Source organism: Variovorax paradoxus (assembly GCF_030811855.1).
Lineage (GTDB): Bacteria > Pseudomonadota > Gammaproteobacteria > Burkholderiales > Burkholderiaceae_C > Variovorax > Variovorax paradoxus_L.
Window position 1 is genome coordinate 324,361 of sequence record NZ_JAUSRN010000005.1, and the last position, 14,286, is coordinate 338,646.

At 65.0% G+C, this 14,286-nt stretch carries 13 protein-coding genes; 5 read left to right on the plus strand and 8 right to left on the minus strand.

Features of this window, described 5'->3' with window-relative positions:
• Positions 1-74 precede the first annotated feature (74 nt).
• Complete coding sequence (locus tag J2X92_RS12955; protein ID WP_307576218.1) at positions 75-2,483, plus strand: penicillin-binding protein 1A; 2,409 nt, start codon at positions 75-77, stop codon at positions 2,481-2,483.
• 14 nt (positions 2,484-2,497) lie between these two features.
• Here the strand turns inward: J2X92_RS12955 and cyaY are convergent, their stop codons facing one another.
• Positions 2,498-2,830 (minus strand): iron donor protein CyaY, encoded by a 333-nt coding sequence (gene cyaY, locus J2X92_RS12960; protein WP_307576220.1) that lies wholly within the window; start codon positions 2,828-2,830, stop codon positions 2,498-2,500.
• A gap of 36 nt (positions 2,831-2,866) precedes the next feature.
• Between cyaY and lptM the strand changes: the two genes are divergently transcribed.
• On the plus strand, positions 2,867-3,130 hold the full coding sequence (gene lptM / locus J2X92_RS12965) for an LPS translocon maturation chaperone LptM (protein WP_307576222.1): 264 nt from the start codon (positions 2,867-2,869) through the stop codon (positions 3,128-3,130).
• Positions 3,127-4,404, plus strand: a complete 1,278-nt coding sequence (lysA, locus tag J2X92_RS12970) for a diaminopimelate decarboxylase (protein ID WP_307576224.1) — start codon at positions 3,127-3,129, stop codon at positions 4,402-4,404. Before lptM ends, lysA begins: the two co-directional genes overlap by 4 nt.
• Positions 4,405-4,414: 10 nt before the next feature.
• Here the strand turns inward: lysA and J2X92_RS12975 are convergent, their stop codons facing one another.
• The 5 genes from J2X92_RS12975 to J2X92_RS12995 form a co-directional block, all read right to left on the minus strand.
• Entirely contained in the window at positions 4,415-5,074 is a 660-nt protein-coding gene (locus J2X92_RS12975) for a sulfite oxidase heme-binding subunit YedZ (RefSeq protein ID WP_307576225.1), read from the minus strand.
• Positions 5,075-5,102: 28 nt separating this feature from the next.
• The gene (gene msrP / locus J2X92_RS12980) at positions 5,103-6,113 is read right to left on the minus strand and encodes a protein-methionine-sulfoxide reductase catalytic subunit MsrP (RefSeq protein ID WP_307576226.1); all 1,011 of its coding nucleotides are present in this window, start codon (positions 6,111-6,113) and stop codon (positions 5,103-5,105) included.
• 117 nt (positions 6,114-6,230) lie between these two features.
• Entirely contained in the window at positions 6,231-7,547 is a 1,317-nt protein-coding gene (ccsB, locus tag J2X92_RS12985) for a c-type cytochrome biogenesis protein CcsB (RefSeq protein WP_307576228.1), read from the minus strand.
• A complete protein-coding gene (locus tag J2X92_RS12990; RefSeq protein ID WP_307576230.1) occupies positions 7,544-9,712 on the minus strand; it encodes a cytochrome c biogenesis protein ResB in 2,169 nt (722 codons plus the stop codon). Before J2X92_RS12990 ends, ccsB begins: the two co-directional genes overlap by 4 nt.
• Positions 9,713-9,836: 124 nt before the next feature.
• The gene (locus J2X92_RS12995) at positions 9,837-10,505 is read right to left on the minus strand and encodes a c-type cytochrome (protein ID WP_307576231.1); all 669 of its coding nucleotides are present in this window, start codon (positions 10,503-10,505) and stop codon (positions 9,837-9,839) included.
• A gap of 70 nt (positions 10,506-10,575) precedes the next feature.
• Here J2X92_RS12995 and yihA point away from each other — a divergent pair, with 70 nt between their 5' ends.
• Both yihA and J2X92_RS13005 read left to right on the plus strand, forming a co-directional pair.
• Positions 10,576-11,325 carry a ribosome biogenesis GTP-binding protein YihA/YsxC gene (yihA, locus tag J2X92_RS13000; protein ID WP_307576233.1) on the plus strand — a complete coding sequence of 250 codons (750 nt, stop codon included), beginning with the start codon at positions 10,576-10,578 and terminating at the stop codon, positions 11,323-11,325.
• 80 nt (positions 11,326-11,405) lie between these two features.
• Positions 11,406-12,317: an alpha/beta fold hydrolase gene (locus tag J2X92_RS13005; RefSeq protein WP_307576235.1), complete on the plus strand. Its 912-nt coding sequence runs from the start codon at positions 11,406-11,408 to the stop codon at positions 12,315-12,317.
• Positions 12,318-12,336: 19 nt separating this feature from the next.
• On the opposite strand, the gene J2X92_RS13010 is transcribed toward J2X92_RS13005, so the two are convergent.
• A complete protein-coding gene (locus tag J2X92_RS13010; RefSeq protein ID WP_307576237.1) occupies positions 12,337-13,221 on the minus strand; it encodes an LpxL/LpxP family acyltransferase in 885 nt (294 codons plus the stop codon).
• Positions 13,218-14,114 (minus strand): lysophospholipid acyltransferase family protein, encoded by an 897-nt coding sequence (locus J2X92_RS13015; protein ID WP_307576238.1) that lies wholly within the window; start codon positions 14,112-14,114, stop codon positions 13,218-13,220. Before J2X92_RS13015 ends, J2X92_RS13010 begins: the two co-directional genes overlap by 4 nt.
• Positions 14,115-14,286: the final 172 nt, after the last annotated feature.

Sequence of the window (14,286 nt, forward strand, 5' to 3'; positions counted from 1 at the left end):
GCAACGATGCACCTAAGTTCGTCCCGCGGCAAGGGGGCGGCTTTTTATAATGTGCGGTGACTCTCCGGGCCCACATGCAAGAAACTTCACGCCCCAAAGGGCCAGCCAAGACCTCTCCCCCCTCACGACCAGCCTGGCTGAAATGGCTGTTGCGCTTCACGGTATGGGGAGCCGGCATCGTCGCAGCCAGCGTTTTGGCGGTTCTGTGCGTGATCGCGGTTGCCCTCGCGGTTGCCTACCCCAATCTTCCTGACATCTCGGAGCTGTCGGACTATCGTCCGAAGCTGCCGCTGCGGGTGTTCTCCGCCGAAGGCATCCTGATTGGAGAATTCGGCGAAGAGCGCCGCAATCTAACCCCGATCGCGGCAATCCCCAAGCTGGTGAAGGAGGCGGTGTTGGCCGCTGAAGACACCCGCTTCTATGACCATGGCGGCGTCGACTACAAAGGCATGGTGCGCGCGGGCCTGGCCAACATGAACCGCGTGAAGAGCCAGGGCGCGTCGACCATCACCATGCAGGTGGCGCGCAACGTCTACCTGAGCTCGGAAAAAACGCTGACGCGCAAGATCTACGAGGTGCTGCTCACTTTCAAGCTGGAGCACCTGCTCACCAAGGACCAGATCTTCGAGATCTACCTGAACCAGATCTACCTGGGCAACCGCGCCTACGGCTTTGCCGCCGCATCCGAAGCCTATTTCGGCAAGCCCCTGCAAGAACTCTCCATTGCGCAGGCAGCCATGCTGGCGGGCCTTCCGAAGGCACCCGGCGCAAACAACCCGGTCAACAATCCGCAACGGGCGCGCGGGCGCCAGTTCTACGTGATCGACCGGATGCAGGAAGCGGGCTTCATCACCGCCGAGCAGGCAGCCGAGGCCAAGAAGGAAGAGCTGCATCTGCGCGACGCGGCCGATCCGAACCGGCTGCATGCCGAGTACGTGGCCGAAACCGTGCGCCAACTGATGTATGCCCAATACGGCGACAGCACCTACACCCGGGGGCTCAAGGTCTACACCTCGCTGGTGGCCGCCGACCAGGCCGCCGCATACAAGGCGCTGCGCAAGGGCATCATGGATTACGAGCGGCGCCAGATCTACCGCGGCCCCGAAAAGTTCGTCGATCTGCCGAACGATCCCAAGGATCTCGACGAAGCGGTGGACGACGCGCTGACCGACCACCCGGACAACGGCGACGTGATGGCGGCCGTGGTGCTCAAGGCCAACGCCAAGGAAATCACGGCCGTGCGCGGCAACGGCGACCCGGTGCAGATCACGGGCGAGGGCCTCAAGCCCGCGCAGTCCGGCCTTTCCGACAAGGCGCCGCCCAACATCAAGATCCGCCGCGGTGCGGTGATCCGCGTGGTCAAGACGCCCAAGAACACCTGGGAAATCACTCAGCTGCCCGAGGTGGAAGGCGCATTTGTCGCCATGGACCCGCGCGACGGCGCCATCAAGGCGCTGGTGGGTGGGTTCGATTTCGGCAAGAACAAGTTCAACCACGTCACGCAGGCCTGGCGCCAGCCGGGTTCGAGCTTCAAGCCGTTCATCTACTCGGCGGCGCTCGAGAAGGGCTTCACGCCGTCCACGGTCATCAACGACGGCCCGCTCTTTTTCGATGCCGGCACCACCGGCGGCCAGCCCTGGGAACCCAAGAACTACGGCGGCGGCTACGACGGTCCCATGTCGATGCGCACCGCGCTGATGAAGTCGAAGAACCTCGTGTCGATCCGCATCCTGCAATCGATCGGCACGCGCTACGCGCAAGACTGGATCACCAATTTCGGCTTCGATAAAGACAAGCACCCGGCCTACCTGCCGATGGCGCTGGGCGCGGGTTCGGTCACGCCGATGCAGATGGCCGTGGGCTATTCGGTATTCGCCAATGGCGGCTACCGCGTCAACCCGTATCTGGTGACCCGCATCACCGACCACAAGGACAAGGTGCTGGTCGACAAGCAGCCGCCGCTGCTCAACGAGACGATCCGCGCCATTCCCCAGCGCAATGCCTTCATCATGGACACGCTGCTGCAATCCGTGACGCGCGCCGGCACTGCGGCCAAGGCCCAGGCCATGCTGAAGCGGACCGATCTCTACGGCAAGACCGGCACCACCAACGACTCGCTGGACGCCTGGTTCGCGGGCTTCCAGCCGACGATGACGGCGATCTCGTGGATTGGCTACGACACGCCGCGCAACCTTGGCGACCGCGAGACCGGCGGCGGCCTGAGCCTGCCGATCTGGATCAACTTCATGGAGACGGCGATCAAGGGCGTGCCCGTGACCGAACTGTCGGCCACGCCGCCGCAGGGCGTCGTGAGCGTGGGCGGCGAGTGGTACTACGACGACTACGCACCCGGCCGCGGCGTTGCCAGCCTGGGCGTGGACAGCGCGGCCGCTCAGCCGGCGGAGTCTCTGAGCGGCGTTCCGGTGAGCCCGCCCCCGCCGCCGGAAGAACGCAATCGGATCCTCGACCTCTTCAGGAACTGAAAGAAAACGGCGGGTCAGGCAGCCGCAAACTCCAGCGGCTGCCCGGCCTGCAGACTCGCTTCGCGCGACAGATTGCCGAAGAACTCCTCGCCCGTTTTGGTGTCGACCCAGGCCTTGCCGTCGTAGCGGTAGTGATAGCCGCCAGAGCGCGCGGCAAGCCAGATCTCCTGCAGGGGCTTCTGCAGATTCACGATCAACTGACTGCCGTTCTTGAATGAAATCGTGATCATCCCGCCGACGCGCTGGTTGTCGATATCGGCATCGGTCGCGTCGTTGATGCGGTCGCAGCCACGCTCGATGGCGGCGAGCGCCGCTTCGGCGCGGTCCATGTATTCGGAGTCGGTCATTACAATTTCGCTATGTTGAATGTTCGTCAAATTCTAGTGAGCGCCCCCAGCCGCGCTGCGCTCATGGTCTGCCTCGCTGCCGCAGCGGGCGGTTTGGCTGCCTGCGGGCAGCGCGGGCCGCTCTTTCTTCCGACCGATCCGGCAGCCGCCCAGCGCGCCACCTTGCCGCAGCTGCTCACGCCGGGCGGGCCTCGCGCCAGTTCCGACGCGGACGCCGCAGCGCCCAAGCCTGCTGCCGCCAGCAGCGCTCCAGCGCCGGCCGCCGGCGCCACCACCGGCACGGGAGCGCCCAAGCAATGACGAACGCTTCTCTCCCCGGACATCCGCATATCGCGCTGCGCGACGACTCGCTCCACGTCGAAGGGCTCCGCCTGGATGCGCTCGCGCGCGAACACGGCACGCCGCTGTTCGTCTATTCGAAGCAATGGATGTTGGACGCATTGGCCGCCTACCAGCGCGGCTTCGAGGGCCGCGACGCGCTCATCTGCTACGCGATGAAGGCAAATTCATCGCTGGGCGTGCTGCGCGTGTTTGCCGAGGCCGGCTGCGGCTTCGACATCGTGTCGGGCGGCGAACTGGCGCGCGTGCTGGCAGTGGGCGCCGATCCGGCCAAGATCATCTTCTCTGGCGTGGGCAAGACGCGCGCCGAGATGCGCCAGGCCCTTGTGGCCGGCATTGCCTGCTTCAACGTGGAGAGCGAAGCCGAACTCGACGTTCTCAATGAAGTGGCCTTGGCCGAAGGGCGCCGCGCGCCTATCAGCATCCGCATCAATCCGAACGTCGATCCGAAGACGCACCCCTATATTTCCACCGGCCTCAAGGGCAACAAGTTCGGCATTGCCCATGACCGCGCGGTCGAGGCCTATCGCCATGCAGCCAGGCTGCCGGGCCTCGATGTGGTCGGCATCGACTGCCATATCGGCTCGCAGATCACCGAAGCCTCGCCCTATCTGGACGCGTGCGACCGAATACTCGATTTGGTCGAGGCCATCGAGGCGGCCGGCGTGCCGATCCATCACCTGGATTTCGGCGGCGGTCTGGGCATCGACTACAACGGCGAAGTGCCACCCAAGGCCGATGCGCTCTGGCAGCAGCTGCTCGCGCGGCTCGATGCGCGCGGCTTCGGGCAGCGCAAGCTCGTGATCGAACCCGGCCGTTCGCTGGTCGGCAATGCGGGCGTGTGCGTGACCGAGGTACTTTTTACCAAGCCCGGCGAAGACAAGAATTTCTGCATCGTCGACGCGGCCATGAACGACCTGCCCCGGCCGGCCATGTACCAGGCATTCCAGAAGATCGTGCCGGTGCGCGTTCGCCCCGGCAACGAAATCATCTACGACGTGGTCGGGCCGGTGTGCGAAAGCGGCGATTGGATCGGCCGCGACCGTGCGCTCAACGTGGCCGCCGGCGACCTGCTGGCGGTGCTGTCCGCGGGTGCCTACTGCATGAGCATGTCCAGCAACTACAACACGCGGGGCCGTGCCGCCGAAGTGCTGGTGAGCGGCCAGCGCGCCACGCTGATCCGTCGTCGCGAGACGATGGAAGACCAGCTGCGCAGCGAGCAGGTCGAGGGCTGACGCGCGCAGGTCAGCTGGCGCTGCGCAGCGGCTTCTCGCTGCCGCCGCGCACACCTGCGGACGCTTTTGGCTTGCGCTTGTTCGCGTAGTTCCACACGCGCCAGCCGAGCAGCACCGCGATGATCGCGGCGTAGACGAACACCTCGGCAAAGTTGTTCTTGCCTGCGCGCATCCAGAAAAAGTGCAGCAAACCGAGGCCGGAGATCACGTAGACCAACTTGTGCAGCATCTGCCAGCGTTTGGCGCCCATCGCCTTGATGGCGCGGTTGAACGAGGTGGCGGCCAGCGGCGTCAGCAGCACGAAGGCCGAGAACCCCACCAGGATGAACGGCCGCTTGGCGATGTCCTTGGCGATGTCGGCCCACTCGAAGCCCATGTCGAACCAGCTGTAGCACAGCAGGTGCAGCACCACGTAGAAGTAGGCGAACAGCCCCAGCATGCGGCGAAAGCGCGCGAGCGCATTGGCCTTGGTAATCACTCGCAGCGGCGTCACGGCCAGCACGATGCAGATGAAGCGCAAGGTCCAGTCGCCGGTGGCGCGAATCAGGAATTCGGCCGGGTTGGCGCCCAGCCCGTCGGTGAATGCGCCATAGGTCAGCCGCGCGAACGGCAACAGGCACAACAGAAAAATGACCGGCTTGGCCGCCGGATGCATGAGCAGCTTGTTCATGGGGCAAGGGCCGGTTGGCGGTGCGGGCTCAGTAGTTCTTCTTCAGGTCCATGCCCGCATAGAGCTGGCCGACCTGGGCTTCATAGCCGTTGAACATCAGCGTCTTGTTGCGCTTGGCAAAGAGGCCGCCGCCATCGCCGATGCGGCGCTCGGTCGCCTGGCTCCAGCGCGGGTGGTCGACGTTCGGGTTGACGTTCGAATAGAAGCCGTATTCCTGCGCCGCAGCCTTGTTCCAGGCCGTGCTCGGCTCCTTTTCGACGAAGCGGATCTTCACGATCGACTTGGCCGACTTGAAACCGTACTTCCAGGGCACCACGAGGCGCACCGGCGCGCCGTTCTGGTTGGGCAGCACTTCGCCGTACATGCCGAAAGCAAGCAGCGTGAGCGGATGCATGGCTTCGTCCATGCGCAGGCCTTCGGTGTAGGGCCATTCGAGCACGCGCGAACCGACGAAGGGCATGGTCTTGGGATCGGCCAGGGTCACGAATTCCACGTACTTGGCGTTGCCCTGCGGCTCGACCTTCTTGATGAGTTCGGCCAGCGAGTAGCCCACCCACGGGATAACCATGGACCAGCCTTCGACGCAGCGCAGGCGGTAGATGCGCTCTTCCTGCGCGCTGAGCTTCAGCAGGTCTTCAATGCCGTACTTGCCGGGCTTCTTGACCAGTCCTTCGACTTCCACGGTCCAAGGACGCGTCTTGAGCGTGCCGGCGTTCTTGACCGGATCGCCCTTGTCGGTGCCGAACTCGTAGAAATTGTTGTAGCTCGTCGCGTCCTTGTATTCGGTGAGCTTTTCCATCGTCTGCGCACCCGGCACGGCAGACTTGGCGCCCGGAAGCAGCGCCAACTTGTGAGGACCCGTGGTCTGGGCAAAGGCCTCCCGGCCGGCAAAGCTCGCGAGCGCAGCGCCCGCCGCGCCGCCGGCCATCAGCTTCAGCAGGTCGCGCCGGCCCTCGTAGACGGCGCGCGGCGTGATCTCGCTCGAGAGCGGATGAATGAAACCGCTGTTGCGACCCTGCAGGCGGGGATGGAACGACATGGTGGTGGCCTTTCGCGTGAATCGTTGTGCTCAGGGTAGTTCGTGCAATTCCCTGATTCGGTTACGCGCAATGGCGGCGCGTGGTTTCAATTCTTCGCGAAAAGGTGGCCGCCCGCACTACAAGGTACCGTAGCTGTGCAGCCCACTCAGGAACATGTTCACACCCAGGAACGCAAAGGTGGTCACGGCCAGGCCTCCCAGCGCCCACCATGCGGCCACTGTGCCGCGAAGGCCCTTGACCAGCCGCATGTGCAGCCACGCCGCGTAGTTGAGCCAGACGATCAGGGCCCAGGTTTCCTTCGGGTCCCAGCTCCAGTAGCCGCCCCAGGCATCAGCCGCCCACAGGGCGCCGAGCACGGTCGCAATGGTGAAGAAGGCGAAGCCGACCGTGATCGACTTGTACATCACGTCGTCGAGCACCTCGTTGGCGGGCAGCCGCGCGGCAATGCGCTTGCGCCCGAGCAGGATGCCCGCGGCGATGAGCGCGGAGATGCCGGCATAGATCACCCAGTAGCTGCCGCCGGCCTCCTGCACTCGCTGGCGGAATGCCACCGGCACGAAGCACAGCGCCACGCCCAGCAGCCATATCGGCGTGAGCTTGTACCAGCGCGTCTCTTCTGCCTGCTCCTTGATGAGGTAGGCGAAGGCCACCATGGCCGCGAGCGCGAAGGTGCCGTAGCCGATGAAATTGGCCGGGACGTGAAGCTTCATCCACCAGCTCTGCAGCGCGGGCACCAGCGGCTGTATTTCGTGCGCATTGCGCACCAGCGTGTACCAGAGCAAAAAGCCGACCGCCGCGCTCACCACCAGCATGACGAAGGCGCCGAGCGTGCGCGTACCGTAGCGCGATTCGAAGTAAAGATAGAAGGCCGTCGTGAGCCAGCAGAAAAGCACGAAGACTTCATACAGGTTGCTGACGGGAATGTGGCCGATGTCCGGTCCGAGCAGGTGGCTCTCGTACCAGCGCACCATGGTGCCGGTCAGTGCCATGGCAACGGCGGCCCAGGCGAGGCGGGAGCCGATCATGTCGAAGGTGTCGCCCTGCTTGCCGCCGAAGAAACCAAACCAGTAGAACAGCGTGCTCATGAAGAACAGCACGCTCATCCAGAGAATGGCCGACTGGCTCGACAGGAAGTACTTGAGCCAGAACACCGTGTCTGCGCGCGCCAGGTCGCCTTGGTAGGACACGATGGCCAGCAGCGCGGCCGCGGCGACCACGATGGCCAGCACCCGCAGCGGGCGCCAGAACCAGCCGATGGCGATGATCGAGACCATGGCCGCGCCAAGGATGGGCTTCTCGTAGTAGTCCATCGAGCCCGCATACCGGGCAAAGGCAAACAGGCCGCCTGCCAGCACCAGCGCAGCAAACACCCAGTCGAAAAGATTGCGGCGGGAAAACCAGCTTTCGTGGAGCGTGAGGGTGGTGGTGTTCATGGCGTGGCCTGTCCTTCTTTCTTGAGCGCAAGCAGCTTGTGCTTGAGGTGCTCGAACTCGCGATCGCTGTCCATGGTCTTGCGGTTGACCGAGAACGCCATCGTCGCGGCAGTGGTGTTGTCTCCGGAGCTCGCGCCATTGGGTGTGAGCCACACCCAGAGCCGGCGTTCGCGCACGTACAGCATGGCAAAAATGCCGACGATCAGCAACAGGCAGCCCAGATAGACCACGTTCTTGCCGGGCGCGCGCGCCACCTGGAACACGCTGGCCTGCACCTGGGTGAAATCGGTCATCATCATGGCGACCGGCGCGGGGTAGAAGTACGCGTCGCTGATGGCCAGCACCGCCTGGGTCAGGAAAGCCTGCGACTTCTGGTCGCTTGGCAGTGCGGACAAGCCGGCGCCCTCGCGGCTCAGGTTGAGCACTTCGAACAGCACGTCATTGAGGATGCGCACCAGCACCGCGCCGGCACGTTCGCGCTCAGCTTCAGGCACGTTGGCTTCCATGAATTCCGCAATCGCCTGCCAGCCGCCCTTGGTGGCGGCGTCGGCCTTGGCGCGCTCGCTGCCGGCGAACAATGCCAGTGCGCGCGCCGCCGACACGCGCAATTGCTCGGCCATTTCGGGACGCTTTGGATCCACGGCCTTGGCGATGTAGCGCTCGACCGCGCGGGTGCGGGTATCGGCATCGGCCAGCGCGGTGCGCATGCGCACGAAGCTGTCCATGGAGCCCTGGTCGTCCGCCGGTACGCGCAAGTAGCGGAATGGCTCCTCGGGCTTCTCGCGCATGCCGAGCAGGAACACGGGCTGCCCGTCGCCGGTGTCGACCGGCACCATGTAGTTTTGATATTCGCGCGCCTGGCCCGCGGCATCGCGCAGCTTGTAGCCGATGCTCGGGCCGATGTTGCGCAGCACCTTCGGCTTGCTGGTCTTGTTGGCAGCGCCCAGGCGCGATTCGATGTCGTGGCGCAGGTCGACCTTGCGCACGTCGGCGCCGCTGCCCATGGCGCCGCCATCGGCAAAGTTCTCGACGTTGATCACCCGCAGCGCGGCATATTCGAGCGTGAGCTTTTCCTTGCCGTTGGTGATTTCGGTGTTCGGTCCACCGATGACGCCCTCGACCTCGAAGGGCTTGGCCGCGGCCGCCATCGGCACGGCCTTGAGCTTCACCTTGGAGCCGCCGTCGTCGAAGCTCGACTGGTAGATTTCCACGCCCTTGTAGCTGGCGGGATGGTTCACCTCGATGCGCGCCGGCACCTGCGCGCCGGTCTCGCGGTCATGCAACACCACCTCGCTCGCAAAAAGCTTGGGCATGCCGGTCGAGTAGTAGTCGACGATGAATTTCTTGAGTTCGATGGAGAACGGCAGCTCCTGCAGCAGCACGCCGTCGCTTTGCTGCAAGATGGCCACGCTGCCCTGCCCGCCTTCGGGCACCAGGATGTTGCCGCGGAAGGTCGGGTTGCGGGGCGACAGCCGGTGCTGGGGCGGCACGTCGGCAATCATGCCGCCGCCGGTGAACACGCTCTTGCCGTTGAACCAGGTCTGGGCGCGGACCACCAGATCGCCGTCGAGCAGTCCGCCGATGCACACCAGCACGATGGCGCTGTGGGCGGCGATGTAGCCGAGCTTGTGGGCTCCGCCCGCGCGCGCAGCGACCATCCAGCCCGCATCGGAATGTCCGTTCACGGCTTCGCGCTGCTGCAGCTTGACCTTCCAGCCGCCGCTCACCAGCAGCTGGCCGATGCGGTTGGCAGCCGCTGCGGGCGCTTCGTCGAGTTGGGTTTCAGCGCGTTGCCCGAAAGCCTTGAGGCTCTGGGCGCGAATCCCTTCCTTGAAGGTCTTCAGGTCCACAAAGATGCGCGGCGTGTTGCGCGCAATGCAAAGCGAAGTGCTAATCACCAGGAACAGCAGGATCAGCAGGAACCACCAGGCGCTGTAGACCGAATCGAGCTTGGCCGCGCGGAACAGCTCGGCCCAGAACGGCCCGAACTGATTGACGTAGTTGTTGATCGACTCGTGCTGCTTGAGCACGGTGCCAATGATCGATGCGATGCAAATGACGGTGAGCAGCGCAATCGCGAACCGCATCGACGAAAACAGCTCCACCGCGGCGCGAAGAGCGTGCGGGCCGCGATGAACGCGAAGGCCATGGGTGGAGACAGACATCGGCAGGCGGGGAAGAGAGAAATAGGGAAAAAGCAAAGGGCGGGCCATCCAGCTGGATCGGCCCGCCCTTTGTTTGGGTTTGTTATCGGCGGTTAGTTCACGCCGGAGGGCGTGCGTGGGAGCGTCAGCGCAGGCCGGCGATGTAGTCCGCGACGGCCTTGATTTCGCGGTCGTTGAGCTTGGCCGCAACGCCGGTCATGGGCGCGCTGTTCTGGCGCACGTTGTCCCGGAAGGCAACAAGCTGTGCCACCGTGTACTCCGCATGCTGGCCGCCCAGGCGCGGGTATTGCGCGGGCATGCCGGCGCCGTTGGGGCTGTGGCAGCCGGCGCAAGCCGGGACCTGGCGATCGGCAATGCCGCCGCGGTAGATCTTTTCGCCCAGCGCCACGAGGTCCTTCTCCTTGGAGAAGCCGGTCTTGACCTTCTTGGAACCCACGAACCAGGCGATGTTGCGCATGTCCTCGTCGGACAGCTTGGCGGCCATGGGCTGCATGATCGGGCTCTTGCGCTTGCCGGACTTGAATTCCTGCAGCTGCTTGAGGATGTATTCGGGGTGCTGCTGCGCCAACTTCGGGTTTGCCGCAATGGCCGAGTTGCCGTCCGCGTTGTGGCAGGAAGCACAGGCCTGCACAGCGGAATTGAACACCGCGTCGCCCTTGGCGGGATCGGGCTTGGCCGGCTTGGCCGCTGCGGGTGCAGCAGCCGGTGCGGCGGCATGATCGTCAGCCGCAAGGCTCGCGCTGGCTGCGACACCCATGAGGGCTGCAAGCAGAAAATTGGCAAACAACTTCATATCGGGGGCTCGATTTATTGGCGCAAAACCCCGCGATTCTACAATGGCAGCCCGTTCCGAAAGCTCATTGATGATCTCCCCGTCGCGCAAGCACGCTGCACCCTCCTCCCGCGCGACCCCTGCCGTGGACCCCCTTGTCGCCGAGCGCGAGCGCACGGCGCTCGGCTGGCTGCACACCGCCCACTTCCTGACCAGCGCCCCGCAGCTGGAACATTTGCCTCCTCTCGATCTGCCCGAGATCGCCTTCGTCGGCCGCTCGAACGCGGGCAAGTCGACCGCGATCAACACGCTCACCCAGCAGACTCGCCTGGCCTTCGCCTCCAAAACGCCCGGCCGCACCCAGCACATCAACCTGTTCGGCGTCGGCAAGCAGAAGGTCGACGACGCCGTGCTGGCCGACCTGCCGGGCTACGGCTATGCCGCGGTGCCCAGGGAAGCCAAGCTGCGCTGGCAGCGCGTCATGGGCAATTACCTGATGACGCGCGAAAACCTGCGCGGCGTGGTGCTGATGTGCGACCCGCGCCACGGCCTCACCGAACTCGACGAGATCCTGCTCGACGTGATCCGCCCGCGCGTGCAGCAGGGGCTCAAGTTCCTGGTGCTGCTGACCAAGTCCGACAAGCTCACCCGAAGCGAAGGCGCCAAGGTGCTGTCCATTACGCGACTGCAAGCCGGCGGCGGCGAGGTGAAACTGTTTTCCGCCCTCAAGAAACAGGGCGTGGGCGAAGCCGCCGAGCTGCTCTGGCGCTGGGCGCATCCGACCGAAGACGAAAAGGCAGAAGCACCGCAGGCGGAACCGCCGGCGCCGGAAGACACCTAGGGAAAAGCCCGGTCGCCGGCGTTTCATCAGCGTGATCCACTATCAAAACAATAGCGACGAAATTCGAAGGAGACAAAGGCATGATCGAGACGTTCCAGCGCAGCCTGCCCAACGGAACCACGCTGAGCTGCCGGGCCACTGGCACGCCCGGCCGGCCGCTGATGGTGTTCCTGCATGGCTTTCCGGAGGCTGCGTTCATCTGGGATGAACTGCTCGAATACTTTGCCGACCCCGCGCACGGCGGCTACCGCTGTGTCGCGCCCAATCTTCGCGGCTTCGAGAAGTCGAGCGCGCCGACCGACGTGGCTGCCTACAAGGCCCACTTGCTGATCCAGGACATCCAGCAGTTGGCGGCCACTGAAAGCGCCGACGGCACCATGGCCGCGCTGGTGGCGCACGACTGGGGCGGCGCTTTCGGCTGGGGCTATGCCAATGCCTTTCCCGAGCACGTCGGCCGGCTGGTCATCATCAATTCGCCGCACCCCGGCACCTTCACGCGCGAGTTGCGCAACAACCCGGCGCAGCAGCAAGCCAGCGCCTACATGAACTTTCTTGCGAGGCCCGATGCCGAGGCCCTGCTCTCGGCCGACGACTTCAAGCGCATGTGGCCCTTCTTCACCTTGATGAAGGCTGGGCCCGAAGGTTTCGGCTGGCTCACGGAAGAGGTGAAGCAGCAGTACCGCGAAGTCTGGAGTGCGGGCCTCACGGGCGCCTGCAATCTCTACCGCGTCACGCCGATGAAGCCGCCATTGCCGGGTCAGAGCATCGACAGCATTCCGGTGCTGCCGCGTGAGAGGCTCACAGTGAACGTGCCGACCTTCGTCTTCTGGGCGCTCGACGATGCAGCGCTGCTGCCCGGCCTGATCGAGGGCCTGGAAGAGTACGTGCCCCAACTCGAGATCAAGAAGGTGCCCAACGCCACGCACTGGATCGTGCACGAGCAGCCGCAGTTGGTGGCGCGCGAAATCGAAGCTTTCCTGCAGCGCCACTGAGGCGCCTCTCCGGGACGGCTCAGTAGATGGGCGCCTCGCCCTCGGGACGCGTCTTGAAGCGGCGGTGCACCCAGTAGTACTGCGAAGGCATGGTGTCGATGTAGCCCTGCAGCCGCTGGTTCATGAGCGCCGTGTCGGCTTCGACGTCGTCGGTCGGAAAGTTCTGCCAGGCCGGCAGCACTTCGATCTGGTAGCCCTCCGGCGTGAGCTTGGAGACCACCGGCACCACCTTGGCCTTGCCCAGCCGCGCAAAGCGCGACAGCGAGGGCACGGTCGCGGCCTGCACGCCATAGAACGGCACGAAGATAGTCTGGTCGCGGCCGAAGTCCATGTCCGGCAGCAGGTACAGGAGGCCACCCTTGCGCAGGCCTCCGAGCACCGGCTTGATGCCATCGACGCGGTTGAGCGCCGCCACGTTGCCGAAGCGCGTGCGGCCTTCGCGAATCCACTCGTCGACCATCGGATCGCGCTGGGTCGTGTAGATGGTTGCCGAAGGGCGCGGCGTATGCATGGTCAATGCCGTGGCCGCGGCATCGAGGCCGTAGAAATGCGGCGCGAACAGAATCATCGGCTCGTCGCCATTGGCGATCTCGTCGATCTCCTGGGGGGCGCCCACCACCTTGAGCCGGCTGGCCACCACCTTTTCGGGCGCATGCCAAAGCCAGCTGCGGTCGAGCCACGACTGCGCCACATAGACGAAGGTCTCGCGCGCAATGCGGCGGCGTTCAGCTTCGGATTTGTGGGGAAAGCACACCGCAAGATTGGTGTCGACCACTCGGCGGCGCGGCACGGCGATGGTGTGGAGCACACGCCCCAGCACCGCACCGAAACCGCGGATCAATGGCAGCGGCAGCGGGGCAATCGCGCGCATGAAGCCGATGCCCATACGGGAACCGAAACTCATCGTGCCTGCTCCCCACTCGGCGTCGCCGCCACGGTGTCGCCGCGCGGCTCCTTGTAGCGCGCGTAGTCCCACACGTACTGCCCCGGTAGGCTGAGAATCAGCCGGCCGATTGCGTCGTTCATGGCGGCAGCCGCGGCCTCGATGGGGGCGGCCGGATCGGTGAGCGCCGTGCCCACGATGGGCTCGAATCGAATCACGTAGCCCTCACCGCGCGGCAGCCTTTCGCACACGCTCAGGAAACAGGCGGCGCCGGTCTGCTGCGCGAGGCGCGGCAGCAGCGTCATGGTGTAGGCCGGCCGGCCGAGAAACGGAGCCCACACGCCCTGCCCCAGCGGCGGCACCTGGTCGGGCAGGATGCCGGTGTAGCCGCCGCTGCGAAGCGTGCGGATGAGGCCGCGCACGCCGGTGTTGTTGGTCGGCAGGGTTTGCAGGCCGGGCCGGTCGCGCGAGCCCGCGGCGATCAGGTCAGCCATCCACTTTTTGCGCGCGGGGCGAAACAGCGCCGTGATCGGGCCATAGGTCTCGAGAAAGCGCTCGCCGATGGCCTGGCCGCACATCTCCCAGCTGCCCAGGTGCGGTGCCACCAGGATCACACCCTTCTTTGCCTGCATGGCGGCCTCGAAGGCTTCCGTGCCTTCCCACCGCACCACCCGCCGCAGCACGCTTTCGCCCTGCGGTCGAAGCCAGAGCCACGGCAGCTCGGAAGCCATCTGGCCGGCGGCCGCGATGGCGGGGCGGTATTGGTCGGCGGTGACACCCGCGCTTTCGGCATTGGCCTTGAAGCGTCGGCGGTAGTCCGGTGCGCACCACCAGACGATCCACCCCAGCAACGCGCCGAGCCGATGCATCAACGGCATCGGTACGCGGGCAAGCAGGCGGAACAAGGTGACCATGGGCTGACAGGGAGTGTGAATACCAGGACGCGCGCGCACGGGATTGGCGCGGCTCGAATAGAATGCAAATTGTCGCCGAGTTACGGAACAACTTGCAGGGCGACAAACACAAGCGCAAATGCGATTGTGCCCCGCCGATTCATCGGCATCTGCTAAAGCGTTCGCCAGGGCT

Bases quoted from the DNA above. Each gene is read 5' to 3' on its own strand.
- J2X92_RS12955 (WP_307576218.1), top strand. From the start codon at position 75: ATGCAAGAAACTTCACGCCCCAAAGGGCCAGCCAAGACCTCTCCCCCC.
- cyaY (WP_307576220.1), bottom strand. From the start codon at position 2,830: ATGACCGACTCCGAATACATGGACCGCGCCGAAGCGGCGCTCGCCGCC.
- lysA (WP_307576224.1), top strand. From the start codon at position 3,127: ATGACGAACGCTTCTCTCCCCGGACATCCGCATATCGCGCTGCGCGAC.
- J2X92_RS12975 (WP_307576225.1), bottom strand. From the start codon at position 5,074: ATGAACAAGCTGCTCATGCATCCGGCGGCCAAGCCGGTCATTTTTCTG.
- msrP (WP_307576226.1), bottom strand. From the start codon at position 6,113: ATGTCGTTCCATCCCCGCCTGCAGGGTCGCAACAGCGGTTTCATTCAT.
- ccsB (WP_307576228.1), bottom strand. From the start codon at position 7,547: ATGAACACCACCACCCTCACGCTCCACGAAAGCTGGTTTTCCCGCCGC.
- J2X92_RS12990 (WP_307576230.1), bottom strand. From the start codon at position 9,712: ATGTCTGTCTCCACCCATGGCCTTCGCGTTCATCGCGGCCCGCACGCT.
- J2X92_RS12995 (WP_307576231.1), bottom strand. From the start codon at position 10,505: ATGAAGTTGTTTGCCAATTTTCTGCTTGCAGCCCTCATGGGTGTCGCA.
- yihA (WP_307576233.1), top strand. From the start codon at position 10,576: ATGATCTCCCCGTCGCGCAAGCACGCTGCACCCTCCTCCCGCGCGACC.
- J2X92_RS13005 (WP_307576235.1), top strand. From the start codon at position 11,406: ATGATCGAGACGTTCCAGCGCAGCCTGCCCAACGGAACCACGCTGAGC.
- J2X92_RS13010 (WP_307576237.1), bottom strand. From the start codon at position 13,221: ATGAGTTTCGGTTCCCGTATGGGCATCGGCTTCATGCGCGCGATTGCC.
- J2X92_RS13015 (WP_307576238.1), bottom strand. From the start codon at position 14,114: ATGGTCACCTTGTTCCGCCTGCTTGCCCGCGTACCGATGCCGTTGATG.